This is a genomic window from Solidesulfovibrio sp. C21 (assembly GCF_047785625.1).
GTDB lineage: Bacteria > Desulfobacterota > Desulfovibrionia > Desulfovibrionales > Desulfovibrionaceae > Solidesulfovibrio.
The window spans coordinates 64,837-79,763 of the sequence record NZ_JBLODY010000011.1 but is presented as its reverse complement, the minus strand read 5'-3'; the positions used below and the strand labels follow the sequence as shown (position 1 = coordinate 79,763).

Below are 14,927 nucleotides of genomic sequence, written 5' to 3'. Positions count from 1 at the left end.
TCGCCCGGCAATAAAGGGAAAACGGGAGGAACCACATGTACCCTGTGGAGTCCGTTGAAAGTTTTTGAAGGGGGTCCCGGGGGAAACTTTTTTCAAAAAGTTTCCCCCGGGTCTCGGGTTGCCAAGGGGGGAACGGACGATTAGGTGAGGAAAGGAGGAGGCTCCATGAAGGCGCAAACGCAACTTTTACAGCAGGTGCTTGAACTCGATCCCGTGTCGCGGGCGGAGTTGATCGATGCCGCGCTGGCGAGTTTCGACGCCGACGGCGCGCAGGCCATCGATGCGGCCTGGGGGCGCGAGGCCGAATCCAGGATCGACGCCTACGAGGCCGGCCAGGTGCGCGCCCGAAGCGCGCGGGATGTCTTTGAGGACCTTTCCCGTTAGCGCGGCATGAGGGCGCTTTTTCTTGATCCGGCCGCCCGGGAGCTTGAAGCGGCCGTTGCCTATTACAATGACGAATGCCCGGGGCTGGGGTTCGAATTCGCCGCTGCCGTAAAAGAGACGTTGGCCCGTATTCTGGCCAACCCTGACGCATGGCAGGCTCTGTCCGCAAGAACCCGTCGCTGCCGCGTCGCCCGTTTCCCCTATGGCGTCATCTACCAGAAGCGCGCGGCCTGCATCCTTGTCGTTGCGGTCATGCACCTGCGCCGGCATCCCGACCATTGGAAGGTCCGTACCCCCCCATCCCCCGTTGAAAGTTTTTGAAAGGGGTCCCGGGGGAAACTTTTTTCAAAAAGTTTCCCCCGGGCCGCCGGAGGCATTCTTTCTTTATGCGCAGCATCGACAAATATTCCATTCTCGGCGTCCTGGGGCGCGGCGGCATGGGCGCGGTGTTCCGGGCCCGGGTGCCGGTCGTGGACCGCATCGTGGCCTTAAAGCTCCTGCGCCCCAACGAGATGACCCTGGCTTTGTGGGGCCGCGAGCGGGTGCTGACGACCTTCCGCGACGAGGCCGCGCGCCTGGGCTCGATCCGCCACAAGAACGTGGTCGGCGTGTTCGATTACGGACAGGCCGGGGAGTGGCCCTATTTCGTCATGGAGTATTACGGCGAGTCCTTGGGCGCGATCATGGGCGAGACCTACCGGGTGGAGGACCCGAGCCGAAGGCTTCCGGTCCTGCGGGCCGTGGGCTACGCCAGACAGCTTCTTACGGGCTTGGCCAGGCTCCATTTCGCCGGCATCGTCCACCGCGACGTCAAGCCTTTCAACCTGCTCGTCACCGACGACGACGTGGTGAAGATCACGGACCTGGGTTTGTCCAAGGTGCGCGGCGAGACGTTTCGCGGCCCGGACAACATGAAGGTCGGCTCGCCCTATTACGCCGCGCCGGAGCAGGAGGACGACCCCGATGCGGCGGACGTCAGGTCCGATCTCTATGCCGTGGGGGTGACGTTTTTTCGGATGCTGACCGGCCGGCTGCCCGAGCCCGGAACCGGCGGCGTGGCGGATGGGGAAGTCGACGCCGGGGACGAGTTCGACGGGCTTTTCGCCCGGTCCCTGGCTAAACGCCCCCGGGACCGCTTTGCCGATGCCGCCGAGATGGCCGAGGCGCTTGAAGCCTGCGCGGCGGGCTGGTCGCGGCGCATGGAGGGGGTGTGCGCCGGAGGCGGGGCGCTTTGGGCCGCGTCGGACAACCATCCGGACGCCGCATCTCTGCGCCACGAACCGGCCCTGGTGTCGGCGCACGAGGCGCGGGAGGCCTTCGGGCTGGACGTGCTGTGGCGGCCGCGAAGCTGGTGGCCGGGGAATTTCGAGCCGGACGGGGAAGGCGCACTGCGCGACCCGGCAAGCGGTCTGGCCTGGATGCGCCGGGCCGCGCCTTACGGGCTCACCTGGCAGGAGGCGGCAACCTACGTGGACCGGCTTAACGCCGTCCGCGCCGGCGGCCATGCCGACTGGCGACTGCCCACCGTGCCGGAACTGATGACACTGTTGCGCCCCGAACCCACGGGCGAGGGCTACTGCCTGCCGACGGCCTTCAGCCAGCCGGTGCGCCGGGTGTGGAGCGCGGACCGGGCCAACTACGCCAGCGCCTACGCGGCGGACGTGGAACTCGGCTACGTGACCCGGGCGGATTTCTGCTGCCCCATATCGGTCCGCGCTGTGCGGTGAGGGGGAGAGTGAAGAAAGTGCGAGAGGGGAACCCTTTTTGGAAAAAGGGTTCCCCTCTCGCGCTCTCCCCTCCCAAAAACTTCTGACGGTTACGGATGGAGTGATGGTAATTATTTGCAACTATTGAAAGTCTTTGGGATGGGGGTCCGGGGGAAACCCTTTCTTCAGAAAGGGTTTCCCCCGGCTCTTTCATATCGGGCATTTTTCCTTGGTCGGGAGTTTTTTTCCGGTCAGGCGTTTGTAGAGGAATTCCTCCACGGGTTTGCCGCCGAGTTTTTCCAGCTCGATTTCGGCCCGGGCCGCGCCTCTGTGCCCGCCGGCCGAGCCGATGTCGCCGAACATCTTGGACGCCACGTGTCCCATGTTGCGCCCGATGCCGTCGCCCCGGAAGATCACCACCACCTGCTTTTTGATCACCCCGCACAGCATGTTCCAGGACAACCCGTGCACCCGGGCGAAGAAGTCCGCCAGCATGACCAGGATGTCCGGGCTCTCCAGGCTGTCCATGTACACGAACAGACCGCGTTGGCCGATAAAGCGCATTTTGCGGAAGGCCTTGGAAAAATACTTGAGCCAGTGGCGGTGGTACTCGCTGGAGATGATCTTGCGCACGACCTGCATGTCCGCGCTTTTGGCCAGATAGCTGAAGGCCTTGACGTCGGCTTCAATGAAATGGCGCTCGAAGCTCTGGGTGTCGGTCTTGATGCCGTAGACCAGGGCCGTGGCCAGCAGTTTTCCCGGCCGGATATGCATATTGTAGAGATACTCGGTCATGATGCTGCTGGTCGCGCCGTAATCGGGTCGGATGTCGGCGAAGGCGGCCTTGATCGGGAATTCGGACTTGATCGGATGATGGTCGATGATGAGGCTGAAGTCGCAGATCTTGAAATCCGGGTGGTGGGCGGGCTGGGAGTCGACCATGGCGAAATGGTCGTATTGCGCTTTGACCTCCGGGGTGAGCATGACGTTGGGGATGCGCAGAAAGCGCATCATGGCCAGGTTGTCCGGGCGCTTGATCTCGTTGACCCGGGCGATGCCGACGTCGGCCACCCGGTGGACCATGATGCGCCGCAGGGCCAGGGCCGAGGCCATGGCGTCGGGATCGGCATTGATGACGATGAGCCACTTATCGTCGCGCCCGAACATCTGCGTCAGCCGCGTCACCTCGTTGGTCAATTTACGAAAATAGCTCATGCGGCATTTCCCTTGAGCATTATGGCGCAGCCGGCCACGATAAGGCGCACGTCGGAGGCCATGGCGGCCACGGCCTGATTGAGCGTTCCGAGGGCGTCCGCGAAACGGCGCGTTGCGGCGTCGGCGGCAATGCCGCCCAGTCCGGTTTCGGTGCTCACCACGATCAGTTCCGGCCCGGCGGGGTCGGCGTAGGGCGTCATACCGAGGCTAAGGGCCGCGTGCAGCGGTTGCATGACAGTTGTGTCATGGCAGGCGAACAACCAAAAGTCCAGGCTGTCCAAAAGCACGGCGCCGCCGCGCGTCGCCTCGTGGGCCAGCACGTCCATGGCGCCATCGGCGGCCTCGATGACGGCGACGGAGGCCGGTCGGGCTTTTTTATGGGCGGCGATGCGCTCCCGGAAATCGAAATCCAGGGCCCGGCCGGTGGCCACCACCCGGTGGGGCGGCGCGGCGGCAAGAAGCAGCCGGTCGCCGAGGGCCGATTTGCCGGATTTGACGCCGCCGAGCAGGAGCCGGATCACGCCTTGTCCCTGCGGGCGGCATCGGGCGTTTTGCCGCAGGCCAGGGCACCCAGCACGGCCATGCTCTCCACCAGATGGAACGGGGCGAAAACTTCCAGCACCACCGTGCGCGGGCGCAGGTTGCCGAGCATCCAGACAAGGACGTCGCGGCCCTCCGGGGACAGGCAGGTCAGGGTGCGGTGGGCATGGCTGCGGCCCGGGGGCGGCCCCTCGGCCCCGAAGGGCGAGTAGACGTGGAGCATGCGCGTACGCTCGGCCAGTTCGGCCCGTTCGGTCGGCAACGTCTGGCCCAGGGCCAGCATGTGGCCGAGATCGAGGCACACGCCGCAGCCGGCGGCCACGGCCATGTCCAGCACCGCCCCGGGCGAGGCGTCCTCGGTATTTTCCAGCAGCACCGTGGCGGGGTCGCGGCCCGTGGCCGCCATGGCGGCCAGAAAGTCCTCCAGATCGGCCAGGCTTCGGGGCGGGTGGAGCACCATGGCCCAGGGCGAGAGATGGGCGGTTTTTGTAAGCAGCCCTTCCATGGCCGTGAACGCGCCCGTGCCGCCGCGTTCCCAGGGCAGGTCGAAGGGGAGGTGCAGATGGTAGTTCAGGCCGTAGGTCTTTTGGGGCAGGTCGTCCGGCCCGTAGGCCAGACAGCTGTCGAGTTCCAGCAAATACAGGCCGACTTCGGGCACCGTGCGGGCCAGACGCCGGCAATTGACCTTGGCGGTTTCCGGCCACACGCAGCTCGGGGCCGCCAGCCGCCAGGCCGAAGGACAGTTGCGATCTTGTATCATGTTAAAAATATTGACGATAAAAAATTGTTGGTAAAGCTTGAGCGCCCGGAAGTTCGGGCGTATGCAGTGCCGGTTGTCGTTATGTGAGCGGCCAGTCGGTTGGCCGCGTTTGCAATGGCGGATGTATCCCGCCGGTGTTTCAAGGTGATGGTGTCATGCGACAGATTCGTAATTTCATGCAGCACTTTTTCAATCCGCTGCACGTGTATTGCCGATTGCAGGACCTTGGCGTCAAGGCGCCGACGGCCCACCGGATGTCCCGGGCCTACGAACGCTATCTGTGGCGGTTCATCTGGTAGGCGCGTCCGCGTCGAAGAGGCCCAACTGCTTGACCTGGCTGACCGTGCGCGCCCGCAGCGCCCGGCGCCGCACCCCGCCGAGATCAAGGTTTTCCAAAAACCGCGACCGCTTGAGCATGAGCCTGCGGCCGAAGAGGTCGCGACGCAAGGCGTGGGACAGGTAGAGCCGGCTTTTGGCCCGGGTGAGTCCGACGTAGAAAAGCCGCCGCTCTTCCTCCTCGTCCATCTGTCCGGCCAGATGCCCGGGTTTGCCGCTCAAAAAATCCGAGCCGGCAAAGGGCAGGATGCCGTCTTCCAGGGCCGGCAGAAACACGGCCGCGAATTCCAGCCCCTTGGCCGCGTGCAGGGACATGATGCGCACTTTCTGGGCGCGCTTGCCCACCAGCTCGAGTTCGGTCTGGGTGGCCACGTGGTTGAGCAGCCCGGCCCAGCCGTCGTGGGCGTCGAAGCCCCGGCACAGATCCCGAAATTCCGGTCCCTGCCAGAAAAGACGGTCGAAAGGCGCGATGTCGCCAAGGTAGGCCGACAGCCCAAGCGGTCCCTTGGCCAGCACCCGGTCGGGCAGGGTGGGCGGCTTTTCCACGTCCGCCGGCGCGGGCAGGCCCAGAAGGCGTCCGGCCGCGGCCAGCAGCAGCCGCACCCGGGGCTCGTTCCAGTAGGCGTCTGCCTCGGGCGCGGCGCAGGGGATGCCGAAGCGTTCGAGGCTTTTGCGGATGGGGCCGATGAGCCCGGAAAAACGCACCAGCACAGCCAGATCGCCCGGGGCCAGGGTGTCGGCGGACAGGTCGCGGGCAAGGGTCAGCGAGGTGCCGCCTAAAAGCGCCTGGATGCGTTCGCCCATCCAGCCGGCTTCGCCGGCGGCGGTCGGTGCCTCGAACAACTGGATTTCGCTGGCCACGGGTGTTTCGGAGCTTAAGCGCGAGATAAGCGGCGCGCGCCCGGGAAAGAGTCCGGCGGCCAGGTTCAGGACCGGCTGGGTGGAGCGGTAGTTCTCGGCCAGGGTGGCGACTTCCAGATCCGGCCAGGCCGCGAGCAGCTCGGCCCGCACCCCCGGGGCCGCGCCCCGGAAGCCGTAAATGGACTGGTCCGGGTCGCCGATGGCGAAAAGGGCGGCCCGGTCGCGCCCGACCAGGGCGGCGATCACGGCCAGTTGCAGCGGCGTCAGGTCCTGGACCTCGTCCACCAGCACATGGGCGCAGGTCGGCTGTTCACTGCCGGCGACAAGCTTTTCCAGCCAGAATTCCAGCAGATCGGTGAAATCGAGCAGGTTCCAGTCGGCTTTCTGCCGGGCGTAGCGGGCGGCATAGAGCCCCGGGCCGGCGGTGTCGGCCGGGGGGAGCGGCGTGAGCCGTTCCCGGGCCAGGGACAGCTCGCGCCAGGCGGCCCGCAGCCTAGCCCCGGAAAGTTCCGGGTTGACGGTGGCGAAAAGGCGTCTGGCGGCTTCTTCGGAGAGGAGCACCGGTTCCTGGCCGCCGGAGGCGGTCCAGGCGGCCAGGCCCAGGGCATGCAGGGTGTCGGCCCGGGGCAGGGTGGGGGCGTTTCCCGAGGCGTCCTCTGGGGCGTCTTCCGCGACGCCGGCGTCGCGGGCCAGCCGTTCCCGGAGTTCCCCGGCCGCCCGGCGGGTAAAGGTCACGGCCAGGATGTCGCCTGGCGGCACACCGGCATCGAGCAGGGCCCGGATTTTGGCCAAAAGCGTATGGGTCTTGCCCGTGCCCGGCCCGGCCACCACCAGCTGGTGGCGGGCCTGGGACTCCACGGCCGCGCGCTGGGCGGGGTTGAGGCCCCGGTCAAAGGGCTTCGGCGGGGCCGGCGCTGCGGCGACTTCCGGCGCGGGGGGCGGGTCCGCAGGCGGATCGTCCTCGGCTGCCGGTTCGCGGGCGGCCTTGGTCCTGGCCGGCGTCGGCGGCACGGCCAGAAAACGGCCGACCTTGAGCTCGCGGCGCTCCTCGGGGGTAAATACCGCGATGCGGCCGTATTGGCCGTCGAACCCAGGCGTGCGCAAGACCCGGCCCCGGCGCATGCGGCTGACGGCCTCGGCCAGGGCGGTGCTCACCCGGCCGATCTCCTCGGCCGGAGCCTCGCGCAGCACGGTCAGTTCCGAGCCGAAGCGGGCCAGCATCCGGGCCACCAGCCCCCGGGCCTTGGCCGTCCTGGGACCGACGCCCATGACCTCGCCGGCCAGCTCGTCCAGGGGAATAAGGGACGTGAACCCGGGCATGCCTTCCGGCCGCACGGGCTCGGCGCGGTCGGCCAGATCGAGCACCCGGTGCAGCACGCCGAGGGTCATGGGCTTGCCGCACACCGGGCACAGCCCGCCGCGGGCCTTGGCTTCGGCCGGCTCCATGACCACGCCGCATTCCCTATGGCCGTCGAGGTGGTATTTGCCCTCTTCCGGAAAAAATTCCACGGTGCCGCAAAATTTCGGCCCGACACCCTGGCCGCGCAGCGCCCGGTAGATGCCCTCGAAAGAGGGATCGCCGGAAAAAATGTTGCATTCGCGGCCGAGCTTTTCGCCGGAATGGGCGTCGGAATTGGAGATCAGCCGGAAGCGGTCCAGGGCGGAGAGCGTCCAGTTCATCTCCGGGTCCGAGGACAGCCCGGTCTCCATGGCGAAGATTTCCCTGGCCAGGGACCCGTAACACTCCTCCACCGAATCGAAGCCCGATTTGGAGCCGAAAAGCGAAAACCACGGCGTCCAGATATGGGCCGGCACGAGAAAGGCCAGCGGGTCGGTCTCGAGGGTCATCTCCAGCAGATGGCGGCTGTCGAGGCCCAGGATCGGCCGGCCGTCGGAGGCCAGGTTGCCGACCTTGGCCAGCTTGACGTTGAGCTTTTCGGCCGCCTCGAAGGAGGGCATGTAGACGAGGTTGTGGACCTTGCGGACCTTGTCGCCGCGTTTGTAGATGGAGCTTATTTCCGCCGAAAGCAAAAAGCGCACCCGGCCGGCCGGATGCGCGTCGGGCAGCCAGGGTATTTCTCCGGCCAGGCCCTTGGGATCATTGAGGCGCAAGAGCCCGCTCTTGTCCGGGGTCAGGGCTTCCTTGAGCTCGTTAAGCCAGCCCGGGTGGGTGAAGTCCCCGGTGGCCACCACGGTGAGCCCCTTGATTTCGCCCCAGGCGGCCAGATTGTATGGGGTCAGCCCCTTGCTGGTGGCTCTGGAATGGCGGGAATGGATATGCAAATCGGCGAGATACTGCTCCATGGGCTTTGGCATACAGGGATTGGCCAACTGCGGCAAGCGTCGTGCGGGGCGTCTGCGGCACAACGCCGCGATGCCGCATGGCTGCAGCGCCGTGGACACAAAGGAAAGAGGGGCTGCGGCGGCGGTCCCGGAACACGTCACGGGCCGGCACACGCGCCGCGTCCGCGCGTACCGGCCCGCTTGGCGACTGTAGGGAGCATTTACGGCCGGGCGGCGACGGCGGCCTGCCGGATGGCGGCGTAGACTTCGAGGGGGCCCTGACCGTTTTTTTCGCCGATGGTCCTGATGGTGGCCTCGGGCGTGGCCGCGATGCCGCGCTGCGTAAGCCCGGCCACGATGCGCGCCGTGTCGAGGCCGTAGGTCTGGCACAGGTCGGACAGGCTGCGGTTGCCAGTGCCGGGCGGCGGCAGCTCCGGCAGTTCCTGGCCCGTTTCGGGCGCGAAGGCCTGGTAGAGCTTTTGCGGCGAGACGCCGTAGCGCCGCGACAGGGACAGCAGGGTGGCGTCAGGCGCGGCCGCGTCGTAGCCGGCCTTTTTGAGGCCCTTTACAATGACCTCCGGCGTCAGGCCGAGCTTGGGCGCGAGCGAGGCCAGGGGAGAAAGCTCGGCATGGCCGTAGGGCGGTTCGCCGTACAACCGGGCCGCGCGTTCCTTGAAATAGTCGCTGCCGGCCAGGAAGGTCGAGAAGGGCGGCAGCCCGGCATAGGTGCCGAGCCCCACCAGCAGCACGATGCCGCAGGCCGCAACAAAGGCCGGGGTGGCGATCACCAGTTTCCTGGCCCGGCTCAGATAGGCCACGATGGCCTTCCAATTGTAATAGGCATGAAGCGCCAGGGCCAGGAGAAAGAGCGTGCCCAGGTTGACGTGCAGGTTGCCCCACTGCGTCTTGTCGAGGCCCAAAAGTGTCCAGTCGGACCAGTAGGCGACGCGTCCCTGGGGGGCGATGTACAAAATGAGGCTGGTGATGATGGTGAGGGCAAATGCGAGCAACGCGACAAGGGACGTTATCTTGCGCATCATGGTTCTCCGTGTCCTCCGTGGTGTCGTGGCTTTGGGGCAGAGTCACTGGAAGGGGAATCACTGAGCCGTTTTTTATTTTTTCCGTGTGCAGTCCTGCCGCTCCTGCGGCGAAGACGTTCCACTCGGACTTCTGTTTGGACGATGTCCCCTCTGTTGTCGGCACAAGATTGTTGTCTCGTTCGGATTCACAAAAAGTAAAGCTGTTTTTTGCGAAGAGAGCAATAGCAACAACCGGGCCAAGGGAAATATCGCGTGGTGACGGGATATTTTTATACAGGCAATAAAAATGCGTATTGATTTTAAACAGTGGCGTGTGTGAAAAATAGACGGATATCAGAGTGTATTGCTATGGAATTTGACAGACGGAGGACACGGCGCGAGAGGCGTGAGAGGACGGGATGCGGACCGGCGGAGGCGGAGGGCAAAAAAAAGGGGGGACGCCGAAGCGTCCCCCCGAGTATCCGTGGGATGCGTCGCTGCCTAGTTGCCTTCGGCGGCGTGGTGCATCTTGATCTCGACCTTGTTGGTGAGACCTTCGTAGTACTTGCGCAGCTTGACCAGGACCTCTTCGCGGCCGAAGTGATCCGGAATCTCGCCGCCCTCGGACAGCATCTTGCGCAGCTTGGTGCCGGACAGGATGACGCGGTCTTCCTTGGTGTGCGGGCAGGTGCGCAGGGAAGCCATGCCGTCGCACTTGTAGCAGTAGAAGGTCCAGTCGATTTTCAGCGGCTGGCACAGCAGGGCCTTGCCGGGAGCCGGGCAGGCCTCGTTGACGTAGGGGATGCGGTCGAAGATCTCCTGCGCCTCGAACATGCCGTAGAAGTCGCCGACGCCGGCGTGGTCACGGCCGATGATCATCTTGTTGACGCCGTAGTTCTGGCGGAAGGTGGCATGGAGCAGGCCTTCGCGGGGACCGGCATAACGCATGTCGAGGGGATAGCCGCCCTGGACCACGTTCTTCTCGACGAAGTAGTGCTTGACCAGGGTGTCGATGCAGTCGACGCGCACTTCGGCCGGGATGTCGCCGGGCTTCAGGTTGCCGATCAGCGAGTGGATGATGACGCCGTCGCAGACTTCGATGGCGATCTTGCACAGGTACTCGTGCGAGCGGTGCATGGGGTTACGCAGCTGCAGAGCGGCGACGTTGGCCCAACCACGCTCGTCGAAGATGGCGCGGGTCTCGGCCGGGCGCAGGTAGACGCCCTTGTACTTGGTCGGGTACTCGCCCTCGGACAGGACGTTGACCGGACCGGCCAGGCAGACGTCCTTGCGGGCCATGACCATCTTGACGCCGGGATGGTCCTCAAGGGCGACCTTCCAGAACTTGTCGTCGGCGGAGTCGTCGCCGTGGCCCTTGTAGACCAGCTCGGATTCCCACTTCTTGTCGGCTTCGGTCATCTCGAACTTTTCGGTGACCTTCATGGTGGCGTAGATTTCGCCATTGCGCTCGAGGGTGATCTCCTCGCCCGCCTTGATCCCGGCGGCGTCTTCCTTGGTAACCGCCAGCATGACGGGAACCGGCCAGAAGGTGCCATCGGCCAGGGTCATCTTCTCGACGACGCTCTTCCAATCGGCCTTGGTCATGAAGCCTTCGAGGGGCGAAAAGCCGCCGATGCCGATCATGATCAGGTCGCCCTTTTCCTGGCCGGTGATCTCGACCTTCTTCAGGCCGGCGGCCTTCTTGAGTTCGGCTTCCTTCGCAGCGCCCTCGAGCAGGCGAATGACCAGACCTTTGCCTCCATGCGGCGGAACCAATTTGGACATGTAGCGCCTCCTTACCGATGATTTTGTTTAACGTTTCCGCGTTATACGTGGGTGGCCGGATGTAGTACCGGAGCCGGCCGTCCCCATGAGTGCACTTCGTATACACCAGGGCCAGGGGAATACCAAGTGAAAAATGTGTCAAACCCCACGAAAATGTCCCTAGGCCATGCCGCAACGGGCGGGTTTCGCTTCCGGCCCCGGCCTGCCCCCTCGCCCGCATTGACCTCGACACCGCCTTCCATTATGTGCCTAGCCGACTCCTGGCGTCGCTTCGCCAAAGGCTCCCTCATCCTATGGACATCGCTCGCATCCGAAATTTCAGCATCATTGCCCACATCGACCACGGCAAGTCGACTCTTGCCGATCGCATTCTCGAACTCACCGGCCTCATTCCCGCCAGGGAGATGCGCGAGCAATACCTCGACCGCATGGACATCGAACGGGAACGCGGCATCACCATCAAGGCCCAGACGGTGCGCATTCCCTACAAGGCCGCCGACGGGACCGACTACATCCTAAACCTCATCGACACGCCCGGCCATGTGGATTTTTCCTACGAGGTCTCGCGCAGCCTCGCCGCCTGCGAGGGGGCGCTGCTCGTGGTCGACGCCACCCAGGGCGTGGAGGCCCAGACCCTGGCCAACGTGTTTTTGGCCCTGGACAACGACCTGGAGATCATCCCGGTCCTCAACAAGATCGACCTGCCGAGCGCCGACCCCGAGGCGGTCAAGGCCGAGATCGAGGAGGTCATCGGGCTTCCCTGCGCCGATGCCGTGGCCGTTTCGGCCAAGACCGGGGCCAACGTGGACATGGTCCTCGAACAGATCATCACCAAGATTCCGCCGCCCAAGGGCGATGCCGACGCGCCGCTCAAAGCCCTGATCGTCGACTCCTGGTACGACTCCTACCAGGGCGTCGTGGTCCTGTTCCGGGTGGTCCAGGGCACGGTGACGCATGGGCAGCGCATCAAGATGATGTCCACGGGCGCGACCTTCGAGGTCATCCGCCTGGGCGCGTTTTCCCCGGGTCCCATCGACATTCCGAGCTTCGGGCCGGGGGAAGCCGGCTTTTTGTGCGCCAACATCAAGACCCTGACCGACGCCCGCGTGGGCGACACCGTCACCGCGGCCGAGGACGGTGCGACCGAGGCCCTGCCCGGGTTCAAGGAAATCAAGCCCATGGTCTTTTGCGGCCTGTACCCGGTGGACGCGGCCGAGTACGAGGTCTTAAAAACCGCCCTGGAAAAGCTGCGCTTAAACGACGCCGCCTTCACCTACGAGCCCGAGACCTCCCAGGCGCTCGGGTTCGGCTTCCGCTGCGGCTTTCTGGGGCTGCTCCACATGGAGATCATCCAGGAGCGGCTGGAGCGGGAGTTCGGGGCCAACCTCATCGCCACCGCGCCCTCGGTCATCTACAAGGTGGAGACGCTCTCCGGCGCGACCATCTCCATCGAGAACCCGAGCAAGCTGCCCAAGACCCAGGAAATCGCCACCCTCTACGAGCCCTATGCGCGCCTCGAGATCCACACCCCCAACGAGTACGTGGGCGGCGTGTTCAAGCTGTGCGAGGAAAAACGCGGCATCCAGAAGGACGTGCGCTATCTCACGGCCAGCCGCGTCATCATCACCTACGAACTGCCGTTCGCCGAGATCGTCTACGATTTTTTCGACCGGCTCAAGTCGGCCACGCGCGGCTACGCGTCCCTCGACTACGAGATCATCGACTACCGGGCTTCCGACCTGGTCAAGCTCGACATCATGATCAACGGCGACCCGGTCGACGCGCTGGCCGTCATCGTGCATCGCGACAACGCCTACTCCTACGGCCGGGCCCTGGCGTTGAAGCTCAAGCGCGTCATCCCGCGCCAGCTCTTCGAGGTCGTGATCCAGGCGGCCATCGGCACCAAGATCATCGCCCGCGAGCGAAACTCGCCCATGGGGAAAAATGTCACGGCCAAATGTTACGGCGGTGACATTACACGAAAACGTAAGCTCTTGGAAAAGCAGAAGGAAGGCAAGAAGCGCATGAAGCGCATGGGCAACGTGGAACTGCCCCAGGAAGCCTTTCTGGCGGCGCTCAAGGCCGGAGACGACTAACCGGCCCGCCTTTCCCGAACCTCCGACCACGGCCGGGGCGTCCGCGCGCGGCTCGCGCGGGCCTGCCCGTCCCGCCGCCCCTGAAAACAAGGAATCACGACGATGAACCCGAGATGGCAAAAGCTGCTGTTGGAATATCTTGAAGCCCTGGCCGTAGCCCTGGTGCTGGCCTTCGTCATCCGCACCTTCGTGGTCCAGGCCTTCAAGATCCCCTCCGGCTCCATGCTCGATACGCTGCTTATAGGCGACCACCTGCTGGTCAACAAATTCCTCTACGGCACCCGCATCCCCTTTACCGACAAGTCCATTCTGCCCCTCGAGAACCCCCAGCACGAGGACGTCATCGTCTTCGAGTTTCCCGAGGACACCTCCAAGGACTTCATCAAGCGCATCATCGGCGTGCCCGGCGACGTGCTGGAGATGAAGGACAAGGTCGTCTACAGAAACGGCCAGAAGCTCGACGAGCCCTACGTCAAGCACACCGATCCGGGCCTCCAGGCCCGTCGCGACAATTTCGGCCCCATCACCGTGCCGCCCGGAAAATACTTCGTCATGGGCGACAACCGCGACGAATCCTACGATTCCCGCTTCTGGGGCTTCGTGGACAAGGACAAGATCCGGGGCAAGGCCTGGGTCATCTACTGGTCCTGGGACGGCCCGTCCGACATCCGCTGGAGCCGCATCGGCCGCCTTGTGCGGTAGAGGTAGATAGGGGTGCCTCCGGCGGCCGGGAGGGGCGTTGCCCCTCCCGGACCACCCTACCGGGGGGCATCAAGCCCCCCGGCGGCGTGCAGAGGCGGAGCCTCTGCCGGGGTCCGGGGCGGAGCCCCGCCGCCCGTCCGGGGAGAGCGCGCATGCAAGTGAAAAAATGGTTGCTGCTGACGGCGATGACAGTGGCGGCCACGGCGGCCCTGTGGCGCATGCACCTGCCGGCCGCGCTCTTGATCGGCCCCATGCTGGCCAGCATCGTCCTGGCCCTTGGCGGCGGCGACATCGCGCTTCCCCGCGCCCCCTACATCCTGGCCCAGACCGTTGTCGGAGCCTTCATTTCCCGGGCTGCCACTCCGGACATTCTGCCCTCGTTTTTAAGCCGCTGGGCGCTGTTCCTGGCCGTGGTCCTGGCCACCATCGCCGCCAGCGGCGTGCTCGGCTGGCTGCTCTACCGCCGCCACGTCATGCCCGAAACCACCGGCATCTGGGGCACGTCCCCGGGCGGGGCCACGGCCATGGTGGTCATGGCCGAAGCCAACGGCGCGGATGCGCGGCTGGTGGCCTTCATGCAGTACCTGCGCGTGATCTGCGTGGCCCTGGCCGCTTCGCTGGTGGCGCATTTCTGGCAAGGGAGGGGCGGCTCGGCCTGGCTCGACGTGGTCTGGTTCCCGGCCCCGCAGTGGCAGACGCTGCTGCCGCTGCTCGGACTTTTCGCCCTGGGGGCGCTGGTCGGGTTCGGCACGCACATTCCGTCCGGGGCCATGCTCGCGCCCATGGCCGTGGGCGGGGCGCTGCACCTCTCGGGCGTGGCCATCGCCGAGGTGCCGGCCTGGCTTCTCGCCGCCACCTACGCCGCCATCGGCTGGCGCATCGGGCTTGGCTTCACCCGGCAAGTGGCGCTGCACGCCGCGCGCTCCCTGCCGGCCATCCTGGCTTCCATCGTCGCGCTCATGAGCTTTTGCGGCGTGCTGGCCTGGGTCATCGTGCGCCTGGCCGGGGTCGACGCCCTGACCGCCTACCTCGCCACCTGTCCCGGCGGCATGGACACCGTGGCCATCATCGCGGCCACAAGTCCCGTCGACCTGTCCTTCGTCATGACGCTCCAGACGGTCCGCTTCTTCCTGGTGACGTTCCTTGCCCCGCCCATGGCCCGTTTTCTGGCCAGCCGGGCCGTGCGCCTGGGCGGATAACGCCGGCCGGGGGAAACCCTTTCTGAAGAAAGGGTTTCCCC

13 protein-coding genes are annotated in these 14,927 nt (G+C 65.3%); 7 read left to right on the top strand and 6 right to left on the bottom strand.

The window, feature by feature from the left end; genetic code table 11:
* Positions 1–165 precede the first annotated feature (165 nt).
* The 3 genes from ACMZ6R_RS06020 to ACMZ6R_RS06010 all read left to right on the top strand — a co-directional run bounded on the left by ACMZ6R_RS06020 (position 166) and on the right by ACMZ6R_RS06010 (position 2,111).
* Positions 166–384: an addiction module protein gene (locus ACMZ6R_RS06020; protein ID WP_416109979.1), complete on the top strand. Its 219-nt coding sequence runs from the start codon at positions 166–168 to the stop codon at positions 382–384.
* Between the two features lie 6 nt (positions 385–390).
* Positions 391–705, top strand: coding sequence for a type II toxin-antitoxin system RelE/ParE family toxin (locus ACMZ6R_RS06015; protein WP_416109978.1), 315 nt, complete (start codon positions 391–393; stop codon positions 703–705).
* A gap of 65 nt (positions 706–770) precedes the next feature.
* Positions 771–2,111 carry a protein kinase domain-containing protein gene (locus ACMZ6R_RS06010; protein ID WP_416109977.1) on the top strand — a complete coding sequence of 447 codons (1,341 nt, stop codon included), beginning with the start codon at positions 771–773 and terminating at the stop codon, positions 2,109–2,111.
* Positions 2,112–2,300: 189 nt separating this feature from the next.
* Here ACMZ6R_RS06010 and ACMZ6R_RS06005 read toward each other — a convergent pair whose 3' ends face one another.
* From ACMZ6R_RS06005 to cbiR, 3 genes are read right to left on the bottom strand one after another with little or no spacing between them, the layout of a single operon-like run.
* Positions 2,301–3,305: a DHH family phosphoesterase gene (locus ACMZ6R_RS06005; protein ID WP_416109976.1), complete on the bottom strand. Its 1,005-nt coding sequence runs from the start codon at positions 3,303–3,305 to the stop codon at positions 2,301–2,303.
* The gene (locus ACMZ6R_RS06000) at positions 3,302–3,826 is read right to left on the bottom strand and encodes a bifunctional adenosylcobinamide kinase/adenosylcobinamide-phosphate guanylyltransferase (RefSeq protein ID WP_416109975.1); all 525 of its coding nucleotides are present in this window, start codon (positions 3,824–3,826) and stop codon (positions 3,302–3,304) included. Before ACMZ6R_RS06000 ends, ACMZ6R_RS06005 begins: the two co-directional genes overlap by 4 nt.
* Entirely contained in the window at positions 3,823–4,605 is a 783-nt protein-coding gene (cbiR, locus tag ACMZ6R_RS05995) for a cobamide remodeling phosphodiesterase CbiR (RefSeq protein WP_416109974.1), read from the bottom strand. Before cbiR ends, ACMZ6R_RS06000 begins: the two co-directional genes overlap by 4 nt.
* A 155-nt stretch (positions 4,606–4,760) precedes the next feature.
* Here cbiR and ACMZ6R_RS05990 point away from each other — a divergent pair, with 155 nt between their 5' ends.
* Positions 4,761–4,904 (top strand): hypothetical protein, encoded by a 144-nt coding sequence (locus tag ACMZ6R_RS05990; RefSeq protein WP_416109973.1) that lies wholly within the window; start codon positions 4,761–4,763, stop codon positions 4,902–4,904.
* On the opposite strand, the gene ACMZ6R_RS05985 is transcribed toward ACMZ6R_RS05990, so the two are convergent.
* The 3 genes from ACMZ6R_RS05985 to sat form a co-directional block, all read right to left on the bottom strand.
* The gene (locus ACMZ6R_RS05985) at positions 4,894–8,106 is read right to left on the bottom strand and encodes a UvrD-helicase domain-containing protein (RefSeq protein ID WP_416109981.1); all 3,213 of its coding nucleotides are present in this window, start codon (positions 8,104–8,106) and stop codon (positions 4,894–4,896) included. The genes ACMZ6R_RS05990 and ACMZ6R_RS05985 overlap by 11 nt on opposite strands.
* Positions 8,107–8,306: 200 nt before the next feature.
* Positions 8,307–9,122, bottom strand: a complete 816-nt coding sequence (locus tag ACMZ6R_RS05980; RefSeq protein WP_416109972.1) for a DUF4405 domain-containing protein — start codon at positions 9,120–9,122, stop codon at positions 8,307–8,309.
* A 483-nt stretch (positions 9,123–9,605) separates the two neighbouring features.
* Positions 9,606–10,889 (bottom strand): sulfate adenylyltransferase, encoded by a 1,284-nt coding sequence (gene sat, locus ACMZ6R_RS05975; RefSeq protein WP_416109971.1) that lies wholly within the window; start codon positions 10,887–10,889, stop codon positions 9,606–9,608.
* Positions 10,890–11,182: 293 nt separating this feature from the next.
* Between sat and lepA the strand changes: the two genes are divergently transcribed.
* From lepA to ACMZ6R_RS05960, 3 genes are all read left to right on the top strand, one after another.
* Positions 11,183–12,985 carry a translation elongation factor 4 gene (gene lepA / locus ACMZ6R_RS05970; RefSeq protein WP_416109970.1) on the top strand — a complete coding sequence of 601 codons (1,803 nt, stop codon included), beginning with the start codon at positions 11,183–11,185 and terminating at the stop codon, positions 12,983–12,985.
* A gap of 102 nt (positions 12,986–13,087) precedes the next feature.
* On the top strand, positions 13,088–13,687 hold the full coding sequence (gene lepB / locus ACMZ6R_RS05965; protein WP_416109969.1) for a signal peptidase I: 600 nt from the start codon (positions 13,088–13,090) through the stop codon (positions 13,685–13,687).
* A 152-nt stretch (positions 13,688–13,839) separates the two neighbouring features.
* Positions 13,840–14,886 carry an AbrB family transcriptional regulator gene (locus ACMZ6R_RS05960; RefSeq protein WP_416109968.1) on the top strand — a complete coding sequence of 349 codons (1,047 nt, stop codon included), beginning with the start codon at positions 13,840–13,842 and terminating at the stop codon, positions 14,884–14,886.
* Positions 14,887–14,927: the final 41 nt, after the last annotated feature.

What these genes read in the sequence shown, in the direction of transcription:
- ACMZ6R_RS06010 (WP_416109977.1), top strand. Translation starts at nt 771, where the DNA reads ATGCGCAGCATCGACAAATATTCCATTCTCGGCGTCCTGGGGCGCGGC.
- ACMZ6R_RS06015 (WP_416109978.1), top strand. Translation starts at nt 391, where the DNA reads ATGAGGGCGCTTTTTCTTGATCCGGCCGCCCGGGAGCTTGAAGCGGCC.
- ACMZ6R_RS05980 (WP_416109972.1), bottom strand. Translation starts at nt 9,122, where the DNA reads ATGCGCAAGATAACGTCCCTTGTCGCGTTGCTCGCATTTGCCCTCACC.
- ACMZ6R_RS06005 (WP_416109976.1), bottom strand. Translation starts at nt 3,305, where the DNA reads ATGAGCTATTTTCGTAAATTGACCAACGAGGTGACGCGGCTGACGCAG.
- ACMZ6R_RS05960 (WP_416109968.1), top strand. Translation starts at nt 13,840, where the DNA reads ATGCAAGTGAAAAAATGGTTGCTGCTGACGGCGATGACAGTGGCGGCC.
- ACMZ6R_RS06020 (WP_416109979.1), top strand. Translation starts at nt 166, where the DNA reads ATGAAGGCGCAAACGCAACTTTTACAGCAGGTGCTTGAACTCGATCCC.
- lepA (WP_416109970.1), top strand. Translation starts at nt 11,183, where the DNA reads ATGGACATCGCTCGCATCCGAAATTTCAGCATCATTGCCCACATCGAC.
- sat (WP_416109971.1), bottom strand. Translation starts at nt 10,889, where the DNA reads ATGTCCAAATTGGTTCCGCCGCATGGAGGCAAAGGTCTGGTCATTCGC.
- ACMZ6R_RS05985 (WP_416109981.1), bottom strand. Translation starts at nt 8,106, where the DNA reads ATGGAGCAGTATCTCGCCGATTTGCATATCCATTCCCGCCATTCCAGA.
- lepB (WP_416109969.1), top strand. Translation starts at nt 13,088, where the DNA reads ATGAACCCGAGATGGCAAAAGCTGCTGTTGGAATATCTTGAAGCCCTG.
- cbiR (WP_416109974.1), bottom strand. Translation starts at nt 4,605, where the DNA reads ATGATACAAGATCGCAACTGTCCTTCGGCCTGGCGGCTGGCGGCCCCG.
- ACMZ6R_RS05990 (WP_416109973.1), top strand. Translation starts at nt 4,761, where the DNA reads ATGCGACAGATTCGTAATTTCATGCAGCACTTTTTCAATCCGCTGCAC.